Genomic DNA, 20,231 nt, shown 5'->3' on the forward strand with positions numbered 1-20,231 from the left:
ATCGGCAGGGACGAAAAATCGTTTCTGCCCATTGCCGAGATTGCGGCTTGCGTATCGCGGCATCTCACGCTAACAATTCCGCCATGAACATGTCCTTGAACAACATTGCAGTTTGGTGGTGGGCACGCTGAGGCGGCCTCGACCAATCGTGTTCAAAGACGACGAGTGAGCCGCCCGAGATTTCGAGGCGGCTTTTTTGTTATATTGGCCGCCTGTCATCCGGGCCCGACAACGGAGTGAGGAACAATGGTAACGATCCTTCGGGATGATGGTGCGGAAATCTACGAGACGAAAGGCGGCATTACCGTCACCCGGCAGCGCCGGCCGACGCCTTATGCGGACGCCGTATCGTCCTACATCGACAAGCTCGATGAGCGCCGCGGCGCCGTCTTCTCCTCCAACTACGAATATCCCGGCCGCTATACGCGCTGGGATACAGCCGTCGTCGATCCGCCGCTCGGCCTGTCCTGCAATGGACGCAATGTCTGGATCGAAGCCTATAACGAGCGCGGCGAGATTATCCTCGGCTTCATCGCGGAGAAGCTGAAGACGGTTTCAGAGGTGGTTCTCGGTGCTTCGTCGCCGCGCCGGCTGGATCTGACGGTAAAGACGCCGGATCGTGTCTTCACCGAGGAAGAGCGCTCGAAGATGCCGACGGTCTTCACCGTCCTGCGCGCAGTGACGGAGCTATTCTATTCACAGGCCGACGCCAGCATCGGCTTCTACGGCGCCTTCGGCTACGATCTGGCATTCCAGTTCGACGCGATCAACCTCAAGCTCGAACGCCCCGGCGACCAGCGCGACATGGTGCTCTACCTGCCAGATGAAATTCTGGTGGTCGACAACTATTCCGCCAAGGCCTGGATCGACCGTTATGACTTTGCCAAGGACGGTCAATCGACCGAAGGCAAGTCTGGCGAGATTGCGCCTGAGCCCTTCCATCACACCGACACCATCCCGCCGAAGAGCGACCATCGCCCGGGCGAATATGCCGAGCTGGTGGTCAAGGCGAAGGAGAGCTTCCGAAAGGGCGATCTTTTCGAAGTCGTGCCTGGCCAGAAGTTCATGGAACGCTGCGACAGCAAACCATCAGACATTTCCAAGCGCCTGAAGGCGATCAACCCGTCGCCCTATTCCTTCTTCATCAATCTCGGCAATCAGGAATATCTGATCGGTGCATCGCCCGAGATGTTCGTGCGCGTCTCCGGTCGCCGCATCGAGACCTGCCCGATCTCGGGCACGATCAAGCGCGGCGACGACCCGATCGCCGATAGCGAGCAGATCCTGAAGCTCCTGAACTCCAAGAAGGACGAATCCGAGCTCACCATGTGCTCCGACGTCGATCGTAACGACAAGAGCCGGGTCTGCGAGCCGGGTTCGGTCAAGGTCATCGGCCGCCGTCAGATCGAGATGTATTCGCGCCTGATCCATACGGTCGACCATATCGAAGGCCGTCTGCGCGACGACATGGACGCCTTCGATGGTTTCCTCAGCCATGCCTGGGCCGTCACTGTCACAGGCGCACCGAAGCTCTGGGCCATGCGCTTCATCGAGAGCCATGAGAAGAGCCCGCGCGCATGGTATGGTGGCGCGATCGGCATGGTCGGCTTCAACGGCGACATGAACACCGGTCTGACGCTGCGCACCGTCCGCATCAAGGACGGCATTGCAGAGGTACGGGCGGGCGCGACGCTGCTGAACGACTCGATCCCCGAGGAAGAAGAAGCCGAAACCGAACTGAAGGCCTCCGCCATGCTTTCCGCCATTCGTGATGCCAAGACCGGCAATTCCGGCAAACAGCAACGTGACGTCGCTTCCGTCGGCAAGGGCGTGAAGATCCTGCTCGTCGACCATGAAGACAGCTTCGTCCATACGCTTGCCAACTACTTCCGCCAGACGGGCGCAACGGTTTCGACCGTGCGTACGCCGGTGCCGGAAGAAGTTTTCGACCGGCTCGATCCGGATCTGCTCGTGCTGTCGCCAGGCCCCGGCAATCCGAAGGATTTCGATTGCAAGGCGACGATCAAGAAGGCGAGGGCGCGCAACCTGCCGATTTTCGGCGTCTGCCTGGGCTTGCAGGCGATCGCCGAGGCCTATGGCGGCGAGCTGCGCCATCTGGCGATCCCGATGCATGGCAAGCCCTCGCGCATCCGCGTGCTGGAGCCAGGTCTTGTCTTCTCCGGACTCGGCCGCGAAGTGACGGTTGGCCGCTATCATTCGATCTTTGCCGATCCCTCGAGCCTACCGCCGGAGTTCACCATCACTGCCGAAAGCGAGGATGGTACGATCATGGGTATCGAGCATGTGAAGGAGCCGATCGCGGCCGTACAGTTCCACCCGGAATCAATCATGACGCTCGGCGGCGACGCCGGTATGCGGATGATCGAGAATGTTGTCGCCCATCTGGCGCGGCGGGCGAAAACGAAAGCGGCCTGAGCCGAGAGCTCATAGCCATGAAAGTTGATACCCCCATGCACTCGGAAAAAGTGCAATGGGGGTATTTTTCTGCCTTGAAACAGCCAATAAACCGCTAAAGAGATTGATTGTTGGCGGGGGCTTTCGGTCAGTGATTTCAAGGATATTCAGGGGCGTTTTTTTCGCCGTATTTGCCCTCGCGCTTCTCGTCGGCCTCGGCATTGTCGTGCCTCGGCCGCTCTGGCATGCCGCACCGGTTGGAAAAGCCGAGCGCTCGCAACAAATCCTCATGCTCAGCAACCCTATCCATACGGATATTGCCATTCCCGTCGATGGCGATCTTCTCGCCCGTTTCGCCTTCCTGCGAACGTCCGGGCTCGATCTCGACAATCCGAACCTGCGTTATATCGTCTTCGGCTGGGGCGGCCGGAGTTTCTACATCGAGACGCGAACATGGGCCGATCTGAAGGCTGGTCCCGTGTTGAAGAGCTTTGCTCTGGATCGTTCGGTCATGCATGTGGAGCTGGCGGGCGCTATCCCCCCGAGTGCGCCAGGTGTGGCGACGATCAGCCTCGATGCCGAGGGGCTGGAGCGGCTCAAGCAGTTCGTTCTTGGCAGCTTCGAGCAAACGAACGGCCAGCCGAGTGCGTTGATCGGCAGCAATTATGGTGAGAACGATGCGTTCTTCGAGGCACGGGGATATTTCAACGCGTTCATGGGATGCAATACCTGGACTGCGGCCGCGCTGAGGCAAGCAGGATTGACCTCCGGTCTCTGGACGTCGTTGCCTTTCCTGCTGCACTGGTCGCTTGAGCTGCATAACGAGGATGAGCGTTTCGCTGCAAGCCACGCTTTGCCTTAGCTTTGTTTGACTTATGGCTGGCCGTAAATTACGCTTTGAGCGTTCCTGTGGGGCACATCGGCATTGGGCCGAAAGGGCTAGGCCCGCCCGCTGATATCACTCAGCAGGAGTCCGTCCATGCCCACTCTTGATACCTATCGCAAGCAAGCCAAGCTGCTGATGCGCTGGCACCGTGATCGTGACTATTCCATCGGCGGAAGAGTTCGCGTGCTCGACCGTTTCGGCGCAATGACGGATCGTGAGATCCTGGCGATGAAGTTCCCTTTGGCGCTGGCGCAAGAGATCGTTGCCGTCGAAGCAGGCCACAGAAATTGGGCCGAGTTGAAGGCCGTTGCCGCGGATGCGCCGAAGACGCCGGCCGCTTCACCCGAACCGCCGGTTTTCAAGAGCGTCATACCGATCCTTTTCGTGCGGGATGTGACGGCCAGCGCGGCCTTCTTCAGGGACAAGCTGGGCTTTGCAGCGGAATTTCTGCATGGGTCACCGCCGTTCTATGGTGCGGTGTCGCGCGACGGTATTTGGATCCACTTGCGGCTCGTCTATGAGCCCTATTTTGCTGCCGCGGCGGCAAAGGAGGGGTCGCTCATTCTCGCCTCTATCGAAGTTTCGAATGTTCAGGGATTGTTCGAGGAGTTCAAGGCGCGGGGTGTCGAGTTCGCGCAACCGCTCGCCAAGCAAGCATGGGGCGGCACCGATTTTCATGTGCGCGACCCGGATGGCAATGTGATCTCGTTTGTTACGTTTAGATCGTAACGCTTTGATCTGTCGAGGGTTGCCGCAGAGTGCGGCTCTCACATATCATCGCAATCCTGCCAGCCTTCCTCGAAGACAAGCTTGTCGAGGGGCAGGCGGTCGCGCCATCCCTTCACGGCGAGTTCCGGCATGTCGTAGAGTTCGTCGACATAGCCGATGCAGAGCCAGGCGACGATCTTCACATGCTCGGGTATGCCGAGGATCGATTTGATGGCGTCCTCATGGAAGATGCTGACCCAACCGACACCGACGCCCTCGGCGCGGGCCGCGAGCCAGAGATTTTGGACGGCGCAGACGGTCGAGTAGACATCGGTATCAGGGTTGTGCGTGCGGCCGAGCACGACCGGGCCGCCGCGCTTGGTGTCACAGGTAATGCAGATGCTGAGCGGCGCCTTGCGGATGCCTTCCAGCTTCAGCCGCTGATATTGCGCGCGACGGTCGCCTTCGAACATCGCGCAAGCTTCCTCATTGGCCTGATGAAACGCCTGCCAAACGCGTTCGCGCGTCTGCGATTGGCGGACGAGGATGAAATTCCATGGTTGCATGAACCCTACCGATGGAGCGGAATGGGCTGCCTCCAGCAAGCGTCTGACGAGGTCGTCGGGCAGGGGATCGGGCCGGAACTGGTCGCGCACATCGCGGCGCGTCTCTATGGCGCGATAGACGGCGTTGCGTTCTTCTTCGGCAAAGGCGCCGGCTGCGACCAGATGATCTGCTGTTTGGGCAGGCGCCTTGGCTGGTGAAGATGGAGAGGTGCCGGCGAGATTCTCAAAGACGGGCATGTTCAACCATTGTTTCTTGGATTGTTATGGTACGGTGGTCGTTGCTGTCCGTTCTCGCACATCGGGCTGAGGCGCAGCTGAGTGTCGGATTGCAAACGGCATTTGGACTGCGGCTTTTGTTGGGCCGGCACGTAGAGGCGGCCCAAAATGCGTCGCGATCTCTCAGATACGCTTTCCACGCCTTAGGTTTTCGATTTCGTGCATGTCGTTGTCGCAAAACCGCTGCGCACCTTCACGCGACATGCTTTAGTCGCCTTGAAGGTGCCACAAGGGCGATCCATGTGGGGGCCGAATAAATATTCATGTGGAGCCGGAGGGCAGGGAAGCCCGTGGAATCCGCCTCGAATGATCAAGGAGACCTGAGATGCCAACAACCGATGTGTCCGGCCTGTCGATGCTCGGCAACCAGACGGAAACGGCTGCCAACCCCGAATCCGCCGTTCTGGAAAAGGTGCCATCCGGCCATGCCGGCACGGACTATGTCGTGCGCTTCACCGCGCCGGAATTCACCTCGCTGTGTCCGATGACGGGACAGCCGGATTTCGCCCATATCGTCATCGACTATGTGCCGAACGAATGGCTGGTGGAATCGAAGTCGCTGAAGCTCTTCCTGCACTCTTTCCGCAATCACGGCGCATTTCACGAGGATTGCTCGATTTACATTGCCAAGCGGCTGGTGGAGCTGCTGGAGCCGAAATGGCTGCGGATCGGTGCCTACTGGTATCCGCGCGGCGGTATTCCGATCGACGTCTTCTGGCAGACCGGCACGCCGCCGGAAGGTGTCTGGTTGCCGGATCAGGGCGTTCAACCCTATCGCGGCCGAGGTTGAATGAAAAAGCCGCCATCCGGGGATGGCGGCTTTTTTAGGCTGGCACCGGCTTCGGCTCAGGCAAATGAGCTGTCGTCGTCGCTGTTGTCGAAGGAATCGTCATCGGCGTCGTCCAGAGCGTCCTGAGCAGCATCCTGGGCGTAATCGGCCGCGCTCTGATCATTCTGATCGCTATTGCCGTCATTACCGAAATAGTTGTTGTTGATGACGGTTTCCTGCACCGGCTGTTCTGCCGCGTTTGCTGCCGTGGCTCCGAAGAGGCCGCTGCCGGCGTTGCCGCCGAAGAGACCGCTGCCTGTGCCGCCGGTATGCGGGCTGAAGAGGCTGGAGAGCGATTCCGCCAGCATCACGCCGCCGGCGACACCGGCTGCCGTGCCAAGTGCACCGCGCAGGAAACTGCCGCCCGCTGAAGGTGCGGCTGCCTGTTGGGTCCAGGGACCGGATGGCTGCGGTTGTGGCTGGCCGCCCCAGGGGCCGGGCTGCTGTTGCTGTGGCGCATTGCGGGCATAATCGTCATAGAGGCGGCCCTGCTGTTGCGGGCTGGCGGCCTGCGGCGCGGGTGCACGCTGCTGTTGCTGGCCGCCGCCGAAGAGCGAGCCGATGCCACCAAGGAAACCACCGCTCTGGCCCTGTGGTTGACTGGCGGCAGCGCCCTGCTGCTCGAATTCATGCACGCGCGCCTCAAGCTGCTGGATGCGATCGGCAGCAGCCTTCATGCCCTGTTCCTGCATGATGACAGCCTGTGCCAGCAAATAAGGTGCATAGGGCTGGTCGCGGACCGACTGGTTGATGAAAGCTTCCGCATCGGCATCGCGCTGGGCACTTCCGGCCGAGCGAACGCGATCGAAGAGAGAGGCGAGCAATTGACGTTCTTCAGGCGACATGATGGCCTCCTTGGCGATCTGTTGCTGTAAATTTCGGGGCGCGATTCTTCTCGCGCTGACCTGACGTAGGATCCAATCTCGGCTTTTCAAAGCCGTTCAAGTTACATTTCGGTAATTCGTAATCGTAACACCATGTTGTCAGTCGCTATTCCCGCCTTGTCTTTTTCCAGCATTGTTTTACGCATTGAGTCGCACTATGTGCGGTGAACGACGCATCATGCTGGAGAGTTGAATGAACGACGAAGACGAACAGGAAGACAAGAAGACCGAGCAGCCTTTGGGCAAGGACGCGGAGGCGAATCTTTTCAAGTCGCGTTCGATCTTCATCTATGGCGGTATCACACAGGAACTGGCGCAGAAGGTCTGCTCGCAGCTCGTGGCGCTTTCCGCCGCCAGCGATGACGATATCCGCATCTATGTGAATTCGCCCGGCGGCCACGTCGAATCCGGCGATTCCATTCACGACATGATCAAGTTCATCAAGCCGAAGGTTTGGGTGATCGGCACGGGGTGGGTTGCTTCCGCCGGTGCGCTGATCTACGTCGCCGCTCCGAAGGAGCGCCGCCTTTGCCTGCCGAATACGCGCTTCCTGTTGCACCAACCGTCCGGTGGCACGCGCGGCATGGCCTCCGATATCGAGATCCAGGCACGCGAAATCATCAAGATGAACGAGCGCCTGAACAAGATCTTCTCGGAAGCCACCGGTCAGCCAGTCGAGCGCATCGCCAAGGACACGGATCGTGACTACTGGCTCTCTGCCGAGGAAGCCAAGGCTTACGGTCTGGTCTCGCGCATCGTGACCTCGCAGGCAGACATCTGATCTAGCGGATTTTGCTTACACATAGCGCCCTCGTTTTGCCGGAAGGCAGGCGGGGGCGCTTTTCCATTTGGCGCGGACGGAAACGGTCATTGGGGTGAAACATAGTGCCGGCGGCGGAACGATCCGCCGCCAGCCTTCGCCACTCGAGAGGGTGCAACGTTTCCAGAGGTGGCGAACTTTTAAAGCCGCTATTGCGCCTAAAGAATGCAAAAGGCGGTTGCCGGTTCGATCCTGCTCGCTGGCGTCAGCCCCGAACGGGACCGCAGCGTCATCGCAGCGCCGATCTCACGTATCCACGGAGCGGTATGAAGCATGGGTCTCCGTTCCTGCTTCACCTTGATCTCGATTGCGGGTGACAACGCCGGCGCAAAAAGGTGCGGCGCAGAACAAGAGGGCGAGCATCCAGAAAGCACCGGGCAGGCCGACATGATCCGCGACGAAGCCGACACTGGCGGGTCCGATCAGCACGCCGGCATAACCGGTCATGGTGATCGCGGCGATGGCCAGTCCCGCCGGCATCACCGTCTGTGTTCCTCCCTTGCGGAAGAGTACCGGCACGATGTTGGAGGCGCCGAAGCCGATCAAGAGGAAGCCGCTCATGGCAAGGATCGCGATAGGGCTGAGCAACAGCACGACAAAGCCGATCACGGCGACAAGCCCGCCCCATAGCATCATTGCCTTGTCACCGAGCTTTGCCGTGATCCTGTCTCCGCCGAGACGTCCTATGGTCATGGCGATTGCGAACAGCATGTAGCCGAGGCCGCCGTGGCTCGTATTGACCAGGCCCTGGGTGGTGAGGAGCAGCGCACTCCAATCGAGAATGGCGCCTTCGACAAGGAAGGTGATGGCGGCGAGGATGGCAAGCAGCATGACGAAGCTGCGAGGAATGGCAAAGAGCGGTGCATCCTCGGACGGAACCGTCTTCAGCAGTCTGGGCCAAGCGACGACAATGGCGATTATCATCAGAGCAGCACATAGCACTGTTGCGACGAAGGGGCCGGCGCCGACGGATAGCAGCAGCGTGACCAGCAAGGAGCCGATAAAGCCGCCAATGCTGAAAAGCGCGTGAAAGCCGGACATTAGCGGTTGGTCCGAACTCTTCTCGACTTCGACGGCGTGAATATTCATGGCGACGTCGAGCGATCCGAGAAAGGCACCGAAGGCGGCCAGGGCAATGCCGAGCGTAAACGGCGTGCTGGCTATGGTCAGGAGCGGCAGAGTGAGCGCCAACCCTAGTCCGCCGGCAATGATGATCGGCTTGCTGCCATAGCGGGCGCTTAACATGCCGGTGGCAAGCATCGCCGCGACCGAACCGAGACCCAGGCAAAGCAACAGCATGCCGAGCACGCCGTCGTCGACACCGAGCCGGGCTTTGGCGAAGGGCACGAGAGGAGCCCAGCAGGCGAGACTGAAGCCTCCCACCAGGAAGGCCAGTCTTGTTGCCAGCCGGGTTTCCGGCCGGTTCGTTGATTGCGTGGTCATTGCTTGTCCTTCGAAATCAGGAGGATGACGTCACGTCTCGCGGCTTCACGAGCGAGAAACCGGCGCCGATCGCCGCCCTCTCGTCATCGTCAGGCAGGTCGTCCTCGACAATAAGCCAATCAATGTTGGCAGCGCCGCCGATGCGGTGCGGCGCGCGTTCGTGGAATTTTTCAGATGTGATCAGCCCAATCCGCGACGCGCTTCTCTCCAGCAGCATCCGCTTGAAGATTGCGTCCGCATGTTCGTACACGCTGATGCCGGTTCTTGCCGAAATGGCGCAGACGCCGAGGAAGCAGCGGTCGATGTTCAAAGCGGCGATTGCGGCAACGGCTGAGGCGTCGACGCATCCGCCCACGACAGGATTGACCGCACCACCGATAACAACGAGGGGGATATCGCCGCGCTTCATGATGGCGCTGGCGATCTCGACGGAATTGGTGGCAACTGTCACGTCGAGGCTCTTCGGCAGCAGCTCCACCATTTCAAGGTTGGTGCTGCTGCTATCGAGGAATACGAACTCCCCGCGCTCGATCATCGTCACAGCCGCCTGTGCCAATATCCTCTTTCGAGCGGATGCCTTGCCGATCCGGGCTGAGATGGGTTGCGAAGGCGTGAAAAGCGGAAGTGCGCCGCCATAGACACGCCGGCATTTGCCCTCTGCCGCAAGCGCTCGCAGATCCCTGCGCACGGCGTCTTCGGAGACGTCGAACTCGGCTGCGAGCGAGGTAGCCACCACCTGCCGTCCCTCGGCAAGGCGGGCCTCTATGATGTCGCGTCGGGACAGTGGAAGTGAAGTGCTCATGAATTTGCAATATCGTGCATGAACAAGAGAGTCAATATGCACGTTTATGCACGATTTGCGCCGATCTTGAAACATGCGGCGATCGATTTGACGATTGGCACTGCCATTTTGTCGCGAAACTGCACTTGCACGCCCGACGCGCGTAATGCTCCATGCGATTTCAATCATCTTTCGTCCGAGTCTCCGCTGTCATGCTCAAAGATCTCTCCGTTCAAAGCCTGTTCATGGGCTGCCTCACGGCTTTCGTCGGTTTCGCCAGCTCCTTTGCCGTCGTTTTTCACGGCCTTCAGGTGGTGGGCGCTTCCGACGCTCAGGCTGCCTCTGGCCTTATGGCATTGTCGGTCGCGATGGGTCTTTGCGCGATCGTGCTCAGTACAGTCACCAGACTGCCGATCAGCATCGCCTGGTCCACGCCTGGCGCTGCTTTGCTCGCAAGCGGCGGGGCGATCGAGGGTGGATTTTCGGCGGCGGTCGGGGCCTTCCTCATCTGTGGAATATTGATTGTCATTGCCGGGCTCTTTCGCCCGTTTGGCCGTGCGGTGGCCTCGATCCCGGCGCCACTTGCCAACGCCATGCTTGCCGGCGTGTTGATCGGCCTGTGCTTTGCGCCAGTGAGGGCGATTGCTTTCAATCCTGCCTTCGGCCTGCCGATCATCCTGGCCTGGATCGTCGTCGGCTCGTTCAAGAGGCTTTGGGCGGTGCCGGCGGCCCTTGCCGCCTTTGCGCTGGTGCTGGCCTTCGGCGTAAAGATACCGGACGGCGCACTTGGTTCGATCGAGCACTCGTTGTTGCCGACAGTGGAGTTCGTAAAGCCGGTGTTTACGCTGGCCGGCATTGTTTCCATTGCACTGCCGCTGTTCATCGTGACGATGGCGTCGCAGAACATACCGGGCATCGTCGTGCTCAAGGTGCATCACTACGATCCGAATCCTGGTCCGCTGTTTGCCGTAACAGGCGTCTTCTCGCTTCTCGCCGTTCCCTTCGGCGGCCACGCCGTCAATCTCGCTGCCATCACCGCCGCGATGTGTGCTGGGCAGGATGCTCATGCTGATCCGAAGCGGCGCTACTGGGCGGCGATCATTGCTGGTGTAGGCTATGTCATCCTCGGATTGCTCGCGAGCGCGGTGACGGCTTTTGTTGCGCTTGCGCCACCGATTCTGATCGAGGCCGTTGCCGGCCTGGCACTCGTTGGTGCGTTGTCGAATTCTGCGCTCAATGCCTTCCAGCAGCCGGATTCGCGGGAGGCTGCGGCCATTACTTTTCTTGTAACGGCATCGGGCGTTTCCTTCGGCGGAATCTCCGGCGCCTTCTGGGGCCTGGTTGCGGGCGGCCTGATGATGGCGCTGTCGCGCGGCGTGCAGATGCTGAAGAAGTGAGCAGGGGGTTGCGTCTTTCTCATCCGGCGGCTATAAGCGCGGCCATGAAGTTGACTGGCGCAAAGATTTCCGAGCAGATTGCACGTGGGCGAGTAGCCTTGCGGGACAATACGCGCGCCCTTACTTCGCTTCTCCTCCTCGGCCTTACGCGCGGTTGCCGGGTCCTTTGAGGAGCGCCCGGCGGCCGAAAAGCCCGCTGGCCATCGCTCCTCGCGACTTACCCTAAAATCGACAGCATACCCGCAAAGGGTCCGTATTTATCATCGCCAAGCCGCATCCGATCGGTTAAGACGCGGGATAAAATGACGGGAAAGGAAGAGACGAGACCATGGACGCGAACAGCCATTCCCCCAAAGGCATGCCCGAAGCGACGGTGAAATACCGCGCCTATCCCCAGATCAACATTCCCGACCGGACATGGCCGTCCAAGGTGATCACCAAGGCGCCGATCTGGTGCTCGGTCGACCTGCGTGACGGCAATCAGGCGCTGGTCGATCCGATGGGTCACGATCGCAAAGCACGCATGTTCCAGCTGCTGCTGGATATGGGCTTCAAGGAAATCGAGATCGGCTTCCCCTCTGCTTCGCAGACCGACTTCGACTTCGCCCGCTGGTGCATCGAGCAGGGCAACGTGCCTGACGATGTGTCGCTGCAGGTTCTCGTCCAGTGCCGCCCGGAATTGATCACTCGCACCTTCGAAGCTCTGGAAGGCGCCAACAAGCCGATCGTGCATTTCTACAATTCCACCAGCGAATTGCAGCGCCGCGTGGTGTTTGCCAAGGACGTGCAGGGCATCAAACAGATCGCCGTCGATGCGGCCAAGATGATCACCGACATGGCGGCCAAGGCCGGCGGCGGTTATCGCTTCGAATATTCGCCCGAGAGCTTCACTGGCACCGAGCTGGATGTAGCGCTGGAAATCTGCAACGCCGTCATCGACGTCATGAAGCCGACGCCTGATAACAAGCTGATCATCAATCTGCCGTCGACGGTCGAGATGGCGACGCCGAACATCTATGCCGACCAGATCGAATGGATGTGCCGCAATCTCGACAACCGCGAAAATCTGATCATCTCCCTGCATCCGCACAATGACCGCGGCACGGGCATCGCAGCCGCCGAGCTGGCGCTGATGGCCGGCGCCGACCGCGTCGAAGGTACGCTCTTTGGTAATGGTGAGCGCACCGGCAATGTCGACGTCGTCACCATGGCGCTGAACATGTTCACGCAAGGCGTCGATCCCGAGCTGGATTGCTCCAATATCGAGCACATGAAGGAAGTCTTCGAATATTCCAACCAGATGGCGATCGGCGAGCGTCACCCCTATGTCGGCGAGCTGGTCTATACGGCCTTCTCCGGTTCGCACCAGGATGCGATCAACAAGGGCATGAAGGCCGCCAAGGTCGCCAACGATCCGGTTTGGGAAGTACCCTATCTGCCGATCGATCCGCAGGATGTCGGCCGCACCTATGAGGCGATCATCCGCATCAACTCGCAGTCCGGCAAGGGCGGCATCGCCTACATCATGCAGCAGGACTACGGCCTGAACCTGCCGCGCAATCTGCAGGTGGAGTATCGCGAGGAGATCCAGCGCATTACCGACGAGGAAGGCAAGGAATTGCCGTCCAAGCGCATCTACGAGCATTTTATCGAGCGCTACGTCACGCAGCCGAACGCCCGCATCCGGTTCATCGATCACCACACCTTCGCCGATCCCGAGCACAAGGGCCAGCGCATCGTCGCGGCCGAAATTTCCGACAATGGCGAAGTGAAGCGCATCGAAGGCCGCGGCAATGGCCCGATCGATGGCTTCATCAACGCGCTCTCGATCTATCTCGGCGTGCCGATGTCGGTCGAGGATTACTCCGAGCATTCGCTGCAGCACGGTTCCAACGCCGCGGCGATCTCCTACGTCGAGATTTCCTATGATGGCGGGAAAATCTTCGGTGCCGGCATCAATACGAACATCGTTGCCGCCTCTCTCGAGGCAATCGTCTCGGCTGCCAACCGCGTGCTCGATATCAAGGCCTCAAAGGGCTGAACTCAGCCGCAGAGGTTCAATAAAATTCGATCCCCTCGATTATCGTCGAGGGGATATTTCTTTGGCGACTGGCGGGGGGCGCAGCGGGCTGGGCAGCCGTTTCACAATAGCTTGCGGTAGACAACAAAGCCGGAACGTTCGGCCATCTTGTCGTAAACGCGCATCGCGGTCGCGTTCGTTTCGTGCGTTTGCCAGTAGACGCGAGGGGAGCCCGCTTGCCGGGCCTGTGCGTAAACGGCTTCGATCAAGGCCGACCCGATGCCCAGTCCGCGAGCGGCCTCGCTGGTGAACAGGTCCTGCAGATAGCAACTCGGCTCGATGGCCGTGGTGCTGCGGTGAAAGAGATAATGCGTCAGCCCGAGAAGCTGCCCGTCTTTTTCGGCGACTAGCGCGTGTACCGGTTCATAAGCATCGAAAAATCGCTCCCAGGTCATCTGCGTGATGGCAGTGGGAAGCGCCGTCGCATCGAAGCGTCCGTAAAACCTGTTGTAACCCTCCCACAGGACGAGCCACTGCTCGTAGTCTTGCCGCTTCACGGGCCGGACAAGAAAATTATCGGTCATGTCTCTCGCTCACATAGGGAAGGGGCGGCTGGTGGCGAAACCGACCGCGGGCGAAGCACGAAACTTCGCGATTGTTGCGTTTATGATTTCTTGTTGGCGAGCTCGTCGCGCTGCTTCGTCAGCCGCTCAAGCTCTTCTTCTTGATCGGCGATGCGTTCCGATGTCCGCTCTTCGTCGGCTGCGCCGGAAAAGGCGGTTGCCTGTTCGATCAGTTCGCGGAGATTTTCCTTGATGACCGCTATGCGTCTGTCGATTTCCGGAATGGTCAGCAGTACGTCCGACATGTTGAAACTCCAACAAAGATGACGATGCAGTGCGATTACCGCATGGTATTATCCATCGGCCCGACGGCGGCTGCAAGCTGCAAAAGCGAGGGGAGCTGCTAGAGCCGGATGATTTTGGGTTTGTTTGACCTAGAATCTGAATCCGCTCTAGAATCAAAGAAGTAGAGCGTCATGTCGTCCGAAAACCGCCTATACTTTTCGGCATCACGCTCTATCAGATTTCCGAGGATACCCTCTTGGCGATCTGGTCGAGCATGGCATCCGAGGATGGGCCGACGACGGCGTAGGTCGCACCATCGCGGTACCAGGAGACAATGCTGACGTCGTCCTTGATGGTTTCGTCGAAATTGCTGTTGTTTGCCACGCCCTCGGTCCTGGTAAAGCAGACGGCGACGACATCACCGTCGAGGTTCTTGTAGATCAGCTGACCCACCGGCTTGCCGCCGGCGATGAACATGCGCGCGCCTTGAAAGACCAGCCCGTCAGCGGCGAGGTCCGGAAAGTTGAATTTGACGCCGACCGTGCCCGACAGCCATTTGCTGATTTCATCCAGCTCGCTGGCTTGCATCTCGACCATGTGGCGCGGTTGCCGCGAATAGATGCGATGGTATGCCGCGATGTCGTCGAGCCAATTGCGCATCGTCGCTTGCGCCGGAGTAAGAGGCGTGGCTGCGGGGACATCCGCCGGCTGCATGCCGAAGAGATAGCCGATGCCGCCGCCGAGCACGAACAGGATGAGGGCTGCGGCAAGCGACTGCCTGCCCGTTGGCGCGAGCTTGAACGAGGGGCGCGCGAGGCGAGGGGAGGCGTCGCGTGACTTCGGAGGCTGTGCGCTTTTGATCGATCGCACCAGTGCCAGTGGCACCGGTTCCTTCAGAACCTCGTCGAAAGCCTTGCGCCCAACGTCTGAGCCGTGCCTCAGTTCATCGAGAATCCGCCGTGCTTCTGGATCGGAGGCGATCAGTTTTTCCAGCTCTTCCTTTTCGTCACGGCTCATTTCGCCGTCCATGAAGGCGGACAGGCGAATTTCGAGCGGCAATTTCTTCATGTCCTGCAATGCTTAAAACCTTCGAGACGAGCGGCTGTGACCTTGAGCGGCGAGATAGAGGCGGGCGCTGGAGAGCCGCGACGTCAATGCCGACAGGGGGATGCCGAGAATATCGGCTGCCTGCTTGTAGTTGTGCCCTTCGACATCGACCAGCAGGAAGACACTGGCAAGTCCTTCGGGCAAAGATGTGACCAAGCGATGCGCTTCTCCGGCTTCCACAGGATTTGGATGCAGGCCGGATGCCAATTCGCCCTGCTCAAGGGCATTGCCCTTAGCAGTTGAGCGCATCTTGTGGCGCCGGGCTTCATCGATCCATTGGTTCCGGGCCATCGTGTAGAGCCAGCTTTCCAGCTTGCCGACGCCATTCCACAGATGGAACTTGGCGATGCCGCGCTGACAGATGCCCTGGACGAGTTCATCGGCCTCCGTCAGGTCGCCGGTCAGCGTTATCGCGAAACGGCGGAGCTTTGGAAGAAGACCGACCAGATCTCGTCTGATATCGATGGCAGCTACCGGCGTGGGCATTGGTCTTCCGAAGAGAGGTTGGAGGTTGTCGCGTAGCCGATCTCTTCCCGCACCCCTGGGCCTTTCCCTTGGGAAAGGCGATGCGAATGGAATGATCGTCCTGTGTTGGTATGAACCATTTTCGTGCTGCTTCGCAAGCCTTCAAAAACGCCTGCGTGCGTGCCCGTCATTGTGTCGGTGATGCGCCAAAACGCCATGGATCACTCCTCAATAAACGACATGGCCCTTGAGCGATTGCAGCAACGAGCGGTAGGCCCAGGTGTTTTCGCCGCCGCGATCACGAATTTCCACGAGCTGGACGCGCGCACCCTGAACATCGCCCTGTTCGAGCAGGGCCTGCCCCATATAGGAGCGCGCCAGAATGTAGTTTGCATCATGCTGCAGGGCCTTGCGATAGTAGCTCATGCCAAGCTCCATGCGGCCGGCCTTGCGATTGGAATAGCCGAGGTAGTTGAGGATCCGGGGATCATTCTGGTCCTTGGCAAGCTTCAGGACCGTAATGGCATTGTCGTATTGACCGGCATAAGCGAATTCCCGCGCGGCTTGAAACAACTGGTCATCGTTGAAGCCGCTTTCCTTCGGCTTTACGCATTCCTTCTTGTCCTTATCCCATACCTTGCCGTCGGTGCACTTGGTCATGGTCTTGCTCTTCGGCGGCGGGGCCGTTTCATCACTTTCCGAGCCGGCGGCAAGAGCCTGCAGGCTGGAAGCAAGCATGACCCCCGCAACCAGAGCGCTCATTGCGGAGTTTTTCGCAGCGACTTTGTGACCCATGCCATCCTCCAGGATTCCGAGGCTTCAATTGTAGCGCGGCATCTTGGAAAACGCTACCGCAACCACGCAACCGAAGGCCGCGAGAGGCGAATTATGAGGCCAGAATATCGATGCCAGTGGCGTTCACGCCGTCGCCATCGGCATTGATGCTGTAGCGTTCGGCACTCAACTCCCAGGAACCAGGCCGGCCGGCGATCGAGAAGAGGTTGTAGGCGGCGGGAGGTTTGAAGCCGCCGACATTCTGTGACGCAGAAGCAATTCCCACAACCGGGACCGGGCCGTTGTGGCTACGCAGCCAGTGCAGGGTATTCAGGTGGGTATGGCCATGAAGAACCAGCTCGGCGCCGCCAGTCGAGATGGCTGCTGCAAAGCGACGAATGCCGATCATACGCTTGTAGAAGCTAGTGGCGCCGCGGATCGGTGGATGGTGGATCATGACGACGCGAAAGAGCCCGGCATCGCCGGCGGCGCGGAGCATGTTGACTGTCTCGCGCGCTTGACGGGCAGAATAAAATCCGCTGGCGGCGAAGGGTGGGGTGGCGACGGCGGTCGAGCAGCCGATCAGCGCAACCTGATCCCGAATCCGCAGGTAGGGAAAGACATGCCGATCCTCCTGCCACTCTGCGGGGGCGCGGTCGCCTTTGACATAGGGATACCATGCACGCATGGCCCTCTCGTAGGATCCGGGCACATAGGCGTCGTGATTGCCGGGAACGACAGAGGTGTGCAAGGGATCGCCGACCGTTTTCAGCCAAGCGGCGGCCGTCTCGATTTCGATACCGCTTGCAAGGTTGACGAGATCGCCCGTCACCGCCAGATGATCTGCCTCTTTCGCCTTGATATCGTCCAGAAGCAGATCCAGCGTATTGCCAAAAAGATGCTTGCGTCGGTTTCGGTGCCAGTTCACAAATCCGGTAATGCGTTTGGAGGCGAGCTCTCTGATCGAAAGGCGTGGCAGGGGGCCTAGATGGACGTCGGAAATGTGCGCGAGCTTGAACATGGGGTGAGACATAGCCCACTCTACTGCCAAAACAAATAGATCGCCGGTTTGAATAAGGGGTGGGGCGTTACGGTTTGCGCATGAACGACAAGATTGCACGAGACGAAAAGAGTAGCGTATGGGCGAAGCTGTTTGGCCGGGCTCTGCACGTCTATTTCGCGTTGACCCGAAGCATGACTCTGGGCGTGCGTGCTGCATGTTTTGACGCTGAAGGGCGGATCTTTCTGGTGCGCCATTCCTACATTGCCGGCTGGCACATGCCCGGCGGCGGCGTCGAGCGCCACGAGACGGTGGAGCAGGCGCTTGAGAAGGAATTGCGTGAGGAAGGCAATCTGGTGATCTCGGGCGAGCCACAGCTCTTCCACGTCTATTTCAACAATCGCACCAGCAAGCGCGATCACGTCGTCTTCTATCGTGTCGAGGTGACGCAGACTGCGCCGCGCAAACCGGACCGCGAAATCGTCGAGAGCGGTTTCTTCCCGCGCGATGCACTCCCGCCGGGGACGACCAATGCGACGTTTCGCCGGCTGGAAGAGCTGGAAGGAACCGCGCGCCCTTCCAACTATTGGTAATCCCGCCTGGTCGCATTCGACGGCGGGATGTCCCTGTTTCCCGATCAAGCCGCCTTTGCGAGCCGGTCCCGGCCATGCGGGCGATGGAAATCCAGTTCGGGGCCGATCGGAACGATGCCTGTCGGGTTGATTGTCCTGTGGCTGCGATAGTAATGGTTCTTGATGTGAGCGAGGTTCACGGTCTCCGCCACGCCGGCGATCTGATAAAGATCACGAAGATATGCGGAGAGGTTCGCATAGTCGGCAATGCGGCGGATGTTGCACTTGAAATGGCCGACATAAACAGCATCGAAGCGAACCAGCGTTGTGAAGAGCCGCCAATCCGCTTCGGTCAGACGTTCGCTAAACAGGTAGCGCTGCGTCGATAGCCTCTTGTCGAGCATATCGAGCGTTTCGAAAAGGCTGCGGGCACCGTCCTCATAGGCTTCCTGTGTCGTCGCAAACCCGGCCTTGTAGACGCCGTTGTTGACAGTGTCGTAGACGACGCTGTTCAGGGCATCGATTTCGGCGCGCAGATTGGCGGGATAGAAATCCTCGCGCGAGCCGGTCAATTCGTCGAAGGCGCTATTGAACATGCGGATGATTTCGGCTGATTCGTTGTTGACGATCGTACCGGTCTGCTTGTCCCAGAGAACGGGAACCGTCACCCGGCCGGAATAATGCGGATCGGCCTTGACGTAGACCTCCCAGAGCGTTTTCGCTCCGAAAAGAGGATCGATCGTTCCGCCGTCCGTTCCCTTGAATTCCCAGCCTTTTTCCAGCATCAGGGGATCGACGATCGAGACCGAGATCAGATCTTCCAGCTTCTTCAGCTTGCGGAAGATCAAGGTGCGATGTGCCCAAGGGCACGCAAGCGAAACGTAGAGATGGTAACGCCCGGCTTCAGCCTTGAAACCGCCGGTTCCGGTCGGGCCGGCCGCTCCGTCAGGGGTAATCCAGTTGCGGAATTGCGAGGCGGCGCGCTTGAAATGGCCCTTCGTTTCTTTGGTGTCGTACCAGACATCGTGCCAGATGCCGTCTACCAACATGCCCATTGTTCTGCCCTTTCGGAATTCTAGAGAGGATGGTGCGGAAGATACGTCATAGCAGCGGAATTTCGAGCTGATAAACGATGAACACTGCGTAGCCACCGCAATCTACGATATAGACGCATGCGAGAGGCCGGTATTTTACGCTGCTGTCATCATGCGGACACGATCTTGCATCAACTGATGGCAGCATGCATTTTGCATTGGACGTGCTGGATATTTCCTGCTATCGGGCTTGTCACACTTTGAGGACCACTTGTCATGAAAGTAACCAGAAGCCTGCGACGACGCCGATGATCCCGAACGCTCCACGAGCGCCTTCGAGAACAATTCCGTCTGTCTATCCGGTTTTCTTGGTCTAATGTACAAGCACGATCTGATCTACCTCACTGAGGATGCGTCGCACGACGCTGCCATCGAAATCATCAACGAAGAAGCATTTGGTCCCGGCCGGTTTACCCGTGCCGCAGCGCGGATTCGCGAACAGGGACCGCATGATCTGTCGCTTTCCTTCATCTGCGCCGATGACGGCGAGACGATTGCATCGGTGCGGATGACGCCCGTGCTCGCCGGCACCGTCAAAGGGCACCTGCTTGGACCGCTTGCGGTTCGGCCATCGCACAAGAATAAAGGCATCGGCCGCGAACTCGTGCGGATTGCTGTTGAAGCGGCCAAGCGGAAAGGGTCGGAGGCTGTCATCCTCGTCGGCGATCCGCCTTACTATTGTCCGCTCGGCTTCGAAAAGGTCGCCTATAATGCTCTGGCGTTTCCGGGGCCGGTCGATCCGAACCGTGTTCTGGTGGTGCCGATTGTCGCCGACACGCATGAGCGGCTGCAGGGCACCATCGCCTGGCGGGATGATACCCTGACTGTCGAGGACGAGGATTTCGACGAGATCGAGCCTTTGACGGCGATCGCGATTTAAGATCCGCGATAGATGGGCGATGATCGCCGTGCTGGGTTCAGCGCTGCGGTAGCTTTTTCTGCAGGAAGAAACGGCTGCGGCCGACCGGAAAATCCGGCAACTCGCCGAAGATCGTATAGCCCTGGCGCTGATAGGCGCGTAGCGCCTGTGGATTGAAGGTATCGATCCACGCCGCGAAACAGCCGCGAGCTGCTGCTTCGGCTTCCGCCGCATCGAGCAGCTTGCCTGCCATACCCTGGCCGCGCAGGGTGTCGGGCACGAACAGCCATTGCGTGAACAGCCATCCCCAGCCCGTATAGCCGGAGATTCCGCCGATGGTGTTGCCTTCGTCGTCTCGGATGAGCACGGCCAGCGCCCTGCGTTGCGATGCGCCGATATCGGCGGCATTGAAGGCTGTCAGGCCTTGGCTGATCGCAGCGAGGTCGGCGTCGGAGGGGGCGTCCGTAATATCGAATTCTGTCATCAT

General features: G+C 59.4%; 21 protein-coding genes. 9 read left to right on the plus strand and 12 right to left on the minus strand.

The genetic code is table 11. The annotated features are described in order from the left end of the window. The first annotated feature begins 246 nt into the window (after nt 1–246). From GGD46_RS07490 to GGD46_RS07500, 3 genes are all read left to right on the plus strand, one after another. Nucleotides 247–2,436, plus strand: a complete 2,190-nt coding sequence (locus GGD46_RS07490; protein ID WP_184703092.1) for an anthranilate synthase — start codon at nt 247–249, stop codon at nt 2,434–2,436. Nucleotides 2,437–2,566: 130 nt separating this feature from the next. Further along, nucleotides 2,567–3,277 (plus strand): TIGR02117 family protein, encoded by a 711-nt coding sequence (locus GGD46_RS07495; RefSeq protein ID WP_313206289.1) that lies wholly within the window; start codon nt 2,567–2,569, stop codon nt 3,275–3,277. A 117-nt stretch (nt 3,278–3,394) separates the two neighbouring features. Continuing rightward, on the plus strand, nt 3,395–4,030 hold the full coding sequence (locus GGD46_RS07500; protein WP_184703094.1) for a glyoxalase superfamily protein: 636 nt from the start codon (nt 3,395–3,397) through the stop codon (nt 4,028–4,030). A 38-nt stretch (nt 4,031–4,068) separates the two neighbouring features. On the opposite strand, the gene bluB is transcribed toward GGD46_RS07500, so the two are convergent. Beyond that, complete coding sequence (bluB, locus tag GGD46_RS07505) at nt 4,069–4,812, minus strand: 5,6-dimethylbenzimidazole synthase (RefSeq protein WP_246806227.1); 744 nt, start codon at nt 4,810–4,812, stop codon at nt 4,069–4,071. Nucleotides 4,813–5,176: 364 nt separating this feature from the next. Between bluB and queF the strand changes: the two genes are divergently transcribed. Continuing rightward, nucleotides 5,177–5,641, plus strand: a complete 465-nt coding sequence (gene queF, locus GGD46_RS07510; protein ID WP_184703095.1) for a preQ(1) synthase — start codon at nt 5,177–5,179, stop codon at nt 5,639–5,641. Nucleotides 5,642–5,697: 56 nt separating this feature from the next. On the opposite strand, the gene GGD46_RS07515 is transcribed toward queF, so the two are convergent. Next, nucleotides 5,698–6,525, minus strand: a complete 828-nt coding sequence (locus tag GGD46_RS07515) for a DUF2076 domain-containing protein (RefSeq protein WP_184703096.1) — start codon at nt 6,523–6,525, stop codon at nt 5,698–5,700. A gap of 232 nt (nt 6,526–6,757) precedes the next feature. Here GGD46_RS07515 and GGD46_RS07520 point away from each other — a divergent pair, with 232 nt between their 5' ends. Next, a complete protein-coding gene (locus GGD46_RS07520; RefSeq protein WP_184703097.1) occupies nt 6,758–7,345 on the plus strand; it encodes an ATP-dependent Clp protease proteolytic subunit in 588 nt (195 codons plus the stop codon). Nucleotides 7,346–7,630: 285 nt separating this feature from the next. On the opposite strand, the gene GGD46_RS07525 is transcribed toward GGD46_RS07520, so the two are convergent. Both GGD46_RS07525 and GGD46_RS07530 read right to left on the minus strand, forming a co-directional pair. After that, nucleotides 7,631–8,827, minus strand: a complete 1,197-nt coding sequence (locus tag GGD46_RS07525) for an MFS transporter (RefSeq protein ID WP_184703098.1) — start codon at nt 8,825–8,827, stop codon at nt 7,631–7,633. Between the two features lie 16 nt (nt 8,828–8,843). Next, nucleotides 8,844–9,629: a DeoR/GlpR family DNA-binding transcription regulator gene (locus GGD46_RS07530; protein WP_184703099.1), complete on the minus strand. Its 786-nt coding sequence runs from the start codon at nt 9,627–9,629 to the stop codon at nt 8,844–8,846. 191 nt (nt 9,630–9,820) lie between these two features. Between GGD46_RS07530 and GGD46_RS07535 the strand changes: the two genes are divergently transcribed. Together GGD46_RS07535 and leuA are read left to right on the plus strand one after the other, a co-directional pair. Continuing rightward, a complete protein-coding gene (locus tag GGD46_RS07535; protein ID WP_184703100.1) occupies nt 9,821–11,005 on the plus strand; it encodes a benzoate/H(+) symporter BenE family transporter in 1,185 nt (394 codons plus the stop codon). Nucleotides 11,006–11,333: 328 nt separating this feature from the next. Next, complete coding sequence (leuA, locus tag GGD46_RS07540) at nt 11,334–13,046, plus strand: 2-isopropylmalate synthase (protein ID WP_184703101.1); 1,713 nt, start codon at nt 11,334–11,336, stop codon at nt 13,044–13,046. A gap of 101 nt (nt 13,047–13,147) precedes the next feature. Here leuA and GGD46_RS07545 read toward each other — a convergent pair whose 3' ends face one another. The 6 genes from GGD46_RS07545 to GGD46_RS07570 all read right to left on the minus strand — a co-directional run bounded on the left by GGD46_RS07545 (nt 13,148) and on the right by GGD46_RS07570 (nt 17,270). Beyond that, the gene (locus tag GGD46_RS07545; RefSeq protein WP_184703102.1) at nt 13,148–13,609 is read right to left on the minus strand and encodes a GNAT family N-acetyltransferase; all 462 of its coding nucleotides are present in this window, start codon (nt 13,607–13,609) and stop codon (nt 13,148–13,150) included. 80 nt (nt 13,610–13,689) lie between these two features. Beyond that, entirely contained in the window at nt 13,690–13,893 is a 204-nt protein-coding gene (locus GGD46_RS07550) for a hypothetical protein (RefSeq protein WP_184703103.1), read from the minus strand. 214 nt (nt 13,894–14,107) lie between these two features. Continuing rightward, nucleotides 14,108–14,950 carry an anti-sigma factor gene (locus GGD46_RS07555; RefSeq protein ID WP_184703104.1) on the minus strand — a complete coding sequence of 281 codons (843 nt, stop codon included), beginning with the start codon at nt 14,948–14,950 and terminating at the stop codon, nt 14,108–14,110. A gap of 3 nt (nt 14,951–14,953) precedes the next feature. Then, nucleotides 14,954–15,466 carry an RNA polymerase sigma factor gene (locus GGD46_RS07560; protein ID WP_184703105.1) on the minus strand — a complete coding sequence of 171 codons (513 nt, stop codon included), beginning with the start codon at nt 15,464–15,466 and terminating at the stop codon, nt 14,954–14,956. A 207-nt stretch (nt 15,467–15,673) separates the two neighbouring features. Continuing rightward, nucleotides 15,674–16,240 carry a hypothetical protein gene (locus GGD46_RS07565; protein WP_184703106.1) on the minus strand — a complete coding sequence of 189 codons (567 nt, stop codon included), beginning with the start codon at nt 16,238–16,240 and terminating at the stop codon, nt 15,674–15,676. Nucleotides 16,241–16,331: 91 nt separating this feature from the next. Next, nucleotides 16,332–17,270 (minus strand): metallophosphoesterase family protein, encoded by a 939-nt coding sequence (locus tag GGD46_RS07570; protein ID WP_184703107.1) that lies wholly within the window; start codon nt 17,268–17,270, stop codon nt 16,332–16,334. 50 nt (nt 17,271–17,320) lie between these two features. Here GGD46_RS07570 and GGD46_RS07575 point away from each other — a divergent pair, with 50 nt between their 5' ends. Further along, nucleotides 17,321–17,812 carry an NUDIX domain-containing protein gene (locus tag GGD46_RS07575; protein WP_184703108.1) on the plus strand — a complete coding sequence of 164 codons (492 nt, stop codon included), beginning with the start codon at nt 17,321–17,323 and terminating at the stop codon, nt 17,810–17,812. Nucleotides 17,813–17,856: 44 nt separating this feature from the next. Here the strand turns inward: GGD46_RS07575 and GGD46_RS07580 are convergent, their stop codons facing one another. After that, the gene (locus GGD46_RS07580; RefSeq protein WP_184703109.1) at nt 17,857–18,846 is read right to left on the minus strand and encodes a glutathione S-transferase family protein; all 990 of its coding nucleotides are present in this window, start codon (nt 18,844–18,846) and stop codon (nt 17,857–17,859) included. Between the two features lie 355 nt (nt 18,847–19,201). Between GGD46_RS07580 and GGD46_RS07585 the strand changes: the two genes are divergently transcribed. Next, entirely contained in the window at nt 19,202–19,765 is a 564-nt protein-coding gene (locus tag GGD46_RS07585) for a GNAT family N-acetyltransferase (protein WP_184703110.1), read from the plus strand. Nucleotides 19,766–19,802: 37 nt separating this feature from the next. On the opposite strand, the gene GGD46_RS07590 is transcribed toward GGD46_RS07585, so the two are convergent. Beyond that, nucleotides 19,803–20,228, minus strand: a complete 426-nt coding sequence (locus GGD46_RS07590; RefSeq protein WP_184703241.1) for a GNAT family N-acetyltransferase — start codon at nt 20,226–20,228, stop codon at nt 19,803–19,805. Nucleotides 20,229–20,231 lie beyond the last annotated feature (3 nt).

It is taken from the genome of Martinezella lusitana (assembly GCF_014207095.1).
Classification (GTDB): Bacteria; Pseudomonadota; Alphaproteobacteria; order Rhizobiales; family Rhizobiaceae; genus Rhizobium; species Rhizobium lusitanum_B.

Excerpts from the sequence above, each read along its gene's own strand:
- GGD46_RS07590 (WP_184703241.1), bottom strand. The coding sequence starts at position 20,228 with ATGACAGAATTCGATATTACGGACGCCCCCTCCGACGCCGACCTCGCT.
- GGD46_RS07530 (WP_184703099.1), bottom strand. The coding sequence starts at position 9,629 with ATGAGCACTTCACTTCCACTGTCCCGACGCGACATCATAGAGGCCCGC.
- GGD46_RS07525 (WP_184703098.1), bottom strand. The coding sequence starts at position 8,827 with ATGACCACGCAATCAACGAACCGGCCGGAAACCCGGCTGGCAACAAGA.
- GGD46_RS07550 (WP_184703103.1), bottom strand. The coding sequence starts at position 13,893 with ATGTCGGACGTACTGCTGACCATTCCGGAAATCGACAGACGCATAGCG.
- GGD46_RS07500 (WP_184703094.1), top strand. The coding sequence starts at position 3,395 with ATGCCCACTCTTGATACCTATCGCAAGCAAGCCAAGCTGCTGATGCGC.
- leuA (WP_184703101.1), top strand. The coding sequence starts at position 11,334 with ATGGACGCGAACAGCCATTCCCCCAAAGGCATGCCCGAAGCGACGGTG.
- GGD46_RS07545 (WP_184703102.1), bottom strand. The coding sequence starts at position 13,609 with ATGACCGATAATTTTCTTGTCCGGCCCGTGAAGCGGCAAGACTACGAG.
- GGD46_RS07575 (WP_184703108.1), top strand. The coding sequence starts at position 17,321 with ATGAACGACAAGATTGCACGAGACGAAAAGAGTAGCGTATGGGCGAAG.
- bluB (WP_246806227.1), bottom strand. The coding sequence starts at position 4,812 with ATGCCCGTCTTTGAGAATCTCGCCGGCACCTCTCCATCTTCACCAGCC.
- GGD46_RS07490 (WP_184703092.1), top strand. The coding sequence starts at position 247 with ATGGTAACGATCCTTCGGGATGATGGTGCGGAAATCTACGAGACGAAA.
- GGD46_RS07515 (WP_184703096.1), bottom strand. The coding sequence starts at position 6,525 with ATGTCGCCTGAAGAACGTCAATTGCTCGCCTCTCTCTTCGATCGCGTT.
- GGD46_RS07520 (WP_184703097.1), top strand. The coding sequence starts at position 6,758 with ATGAACGACGAAGACGAACAGGAAGACAAGAAGACCGAGCAGCCTTTG.
- GGD46_RS07580 (WP_184703109.1), bottom strand. The coding sequence starts at position 18,846 with ATGGGCATGTTGGTAGACGGCATCTGGCACGATGTCTGGTACGACACC.
- GGD46_RS07535 (WP_184703100.1), top strand. The coding sequence starts at position 9,821 with ATGCTCAAAGATCTCTCCGTTCAAAGCCTGTTCATGGGCTGCCTCACG.
- queF (WP_184703095.1), top strand. The coding sequence starts at position 5,177 with ATGCCAACAACCGATGTGTCCGGCCTGTCGATGCTCGGCAACCAGACG.
- GGD46_RS07565 (WP_184703106.1), bottom strand. The coding sequence starts at position 16,240 with ATGGGTCACAAAGTCGCTGCGAAAAACTCCGCAATGAGCGCTCTGGTT.
- GGD46_RS07560 (WP_184703105.1), bottom strand. The coding sequence starts at position 15,466 with ATGCCCACGCCGGTAGCTGCCATCGATATCAGACGAGATCTGGTCGGT.
- GGD46_RS07585 (WP_184703110.1), top strand. The coding sequence starts at position 19,202 with ATGTACAAGCACGATCTGATCTACCTCACTGAGGATGCGTCGCACGAC.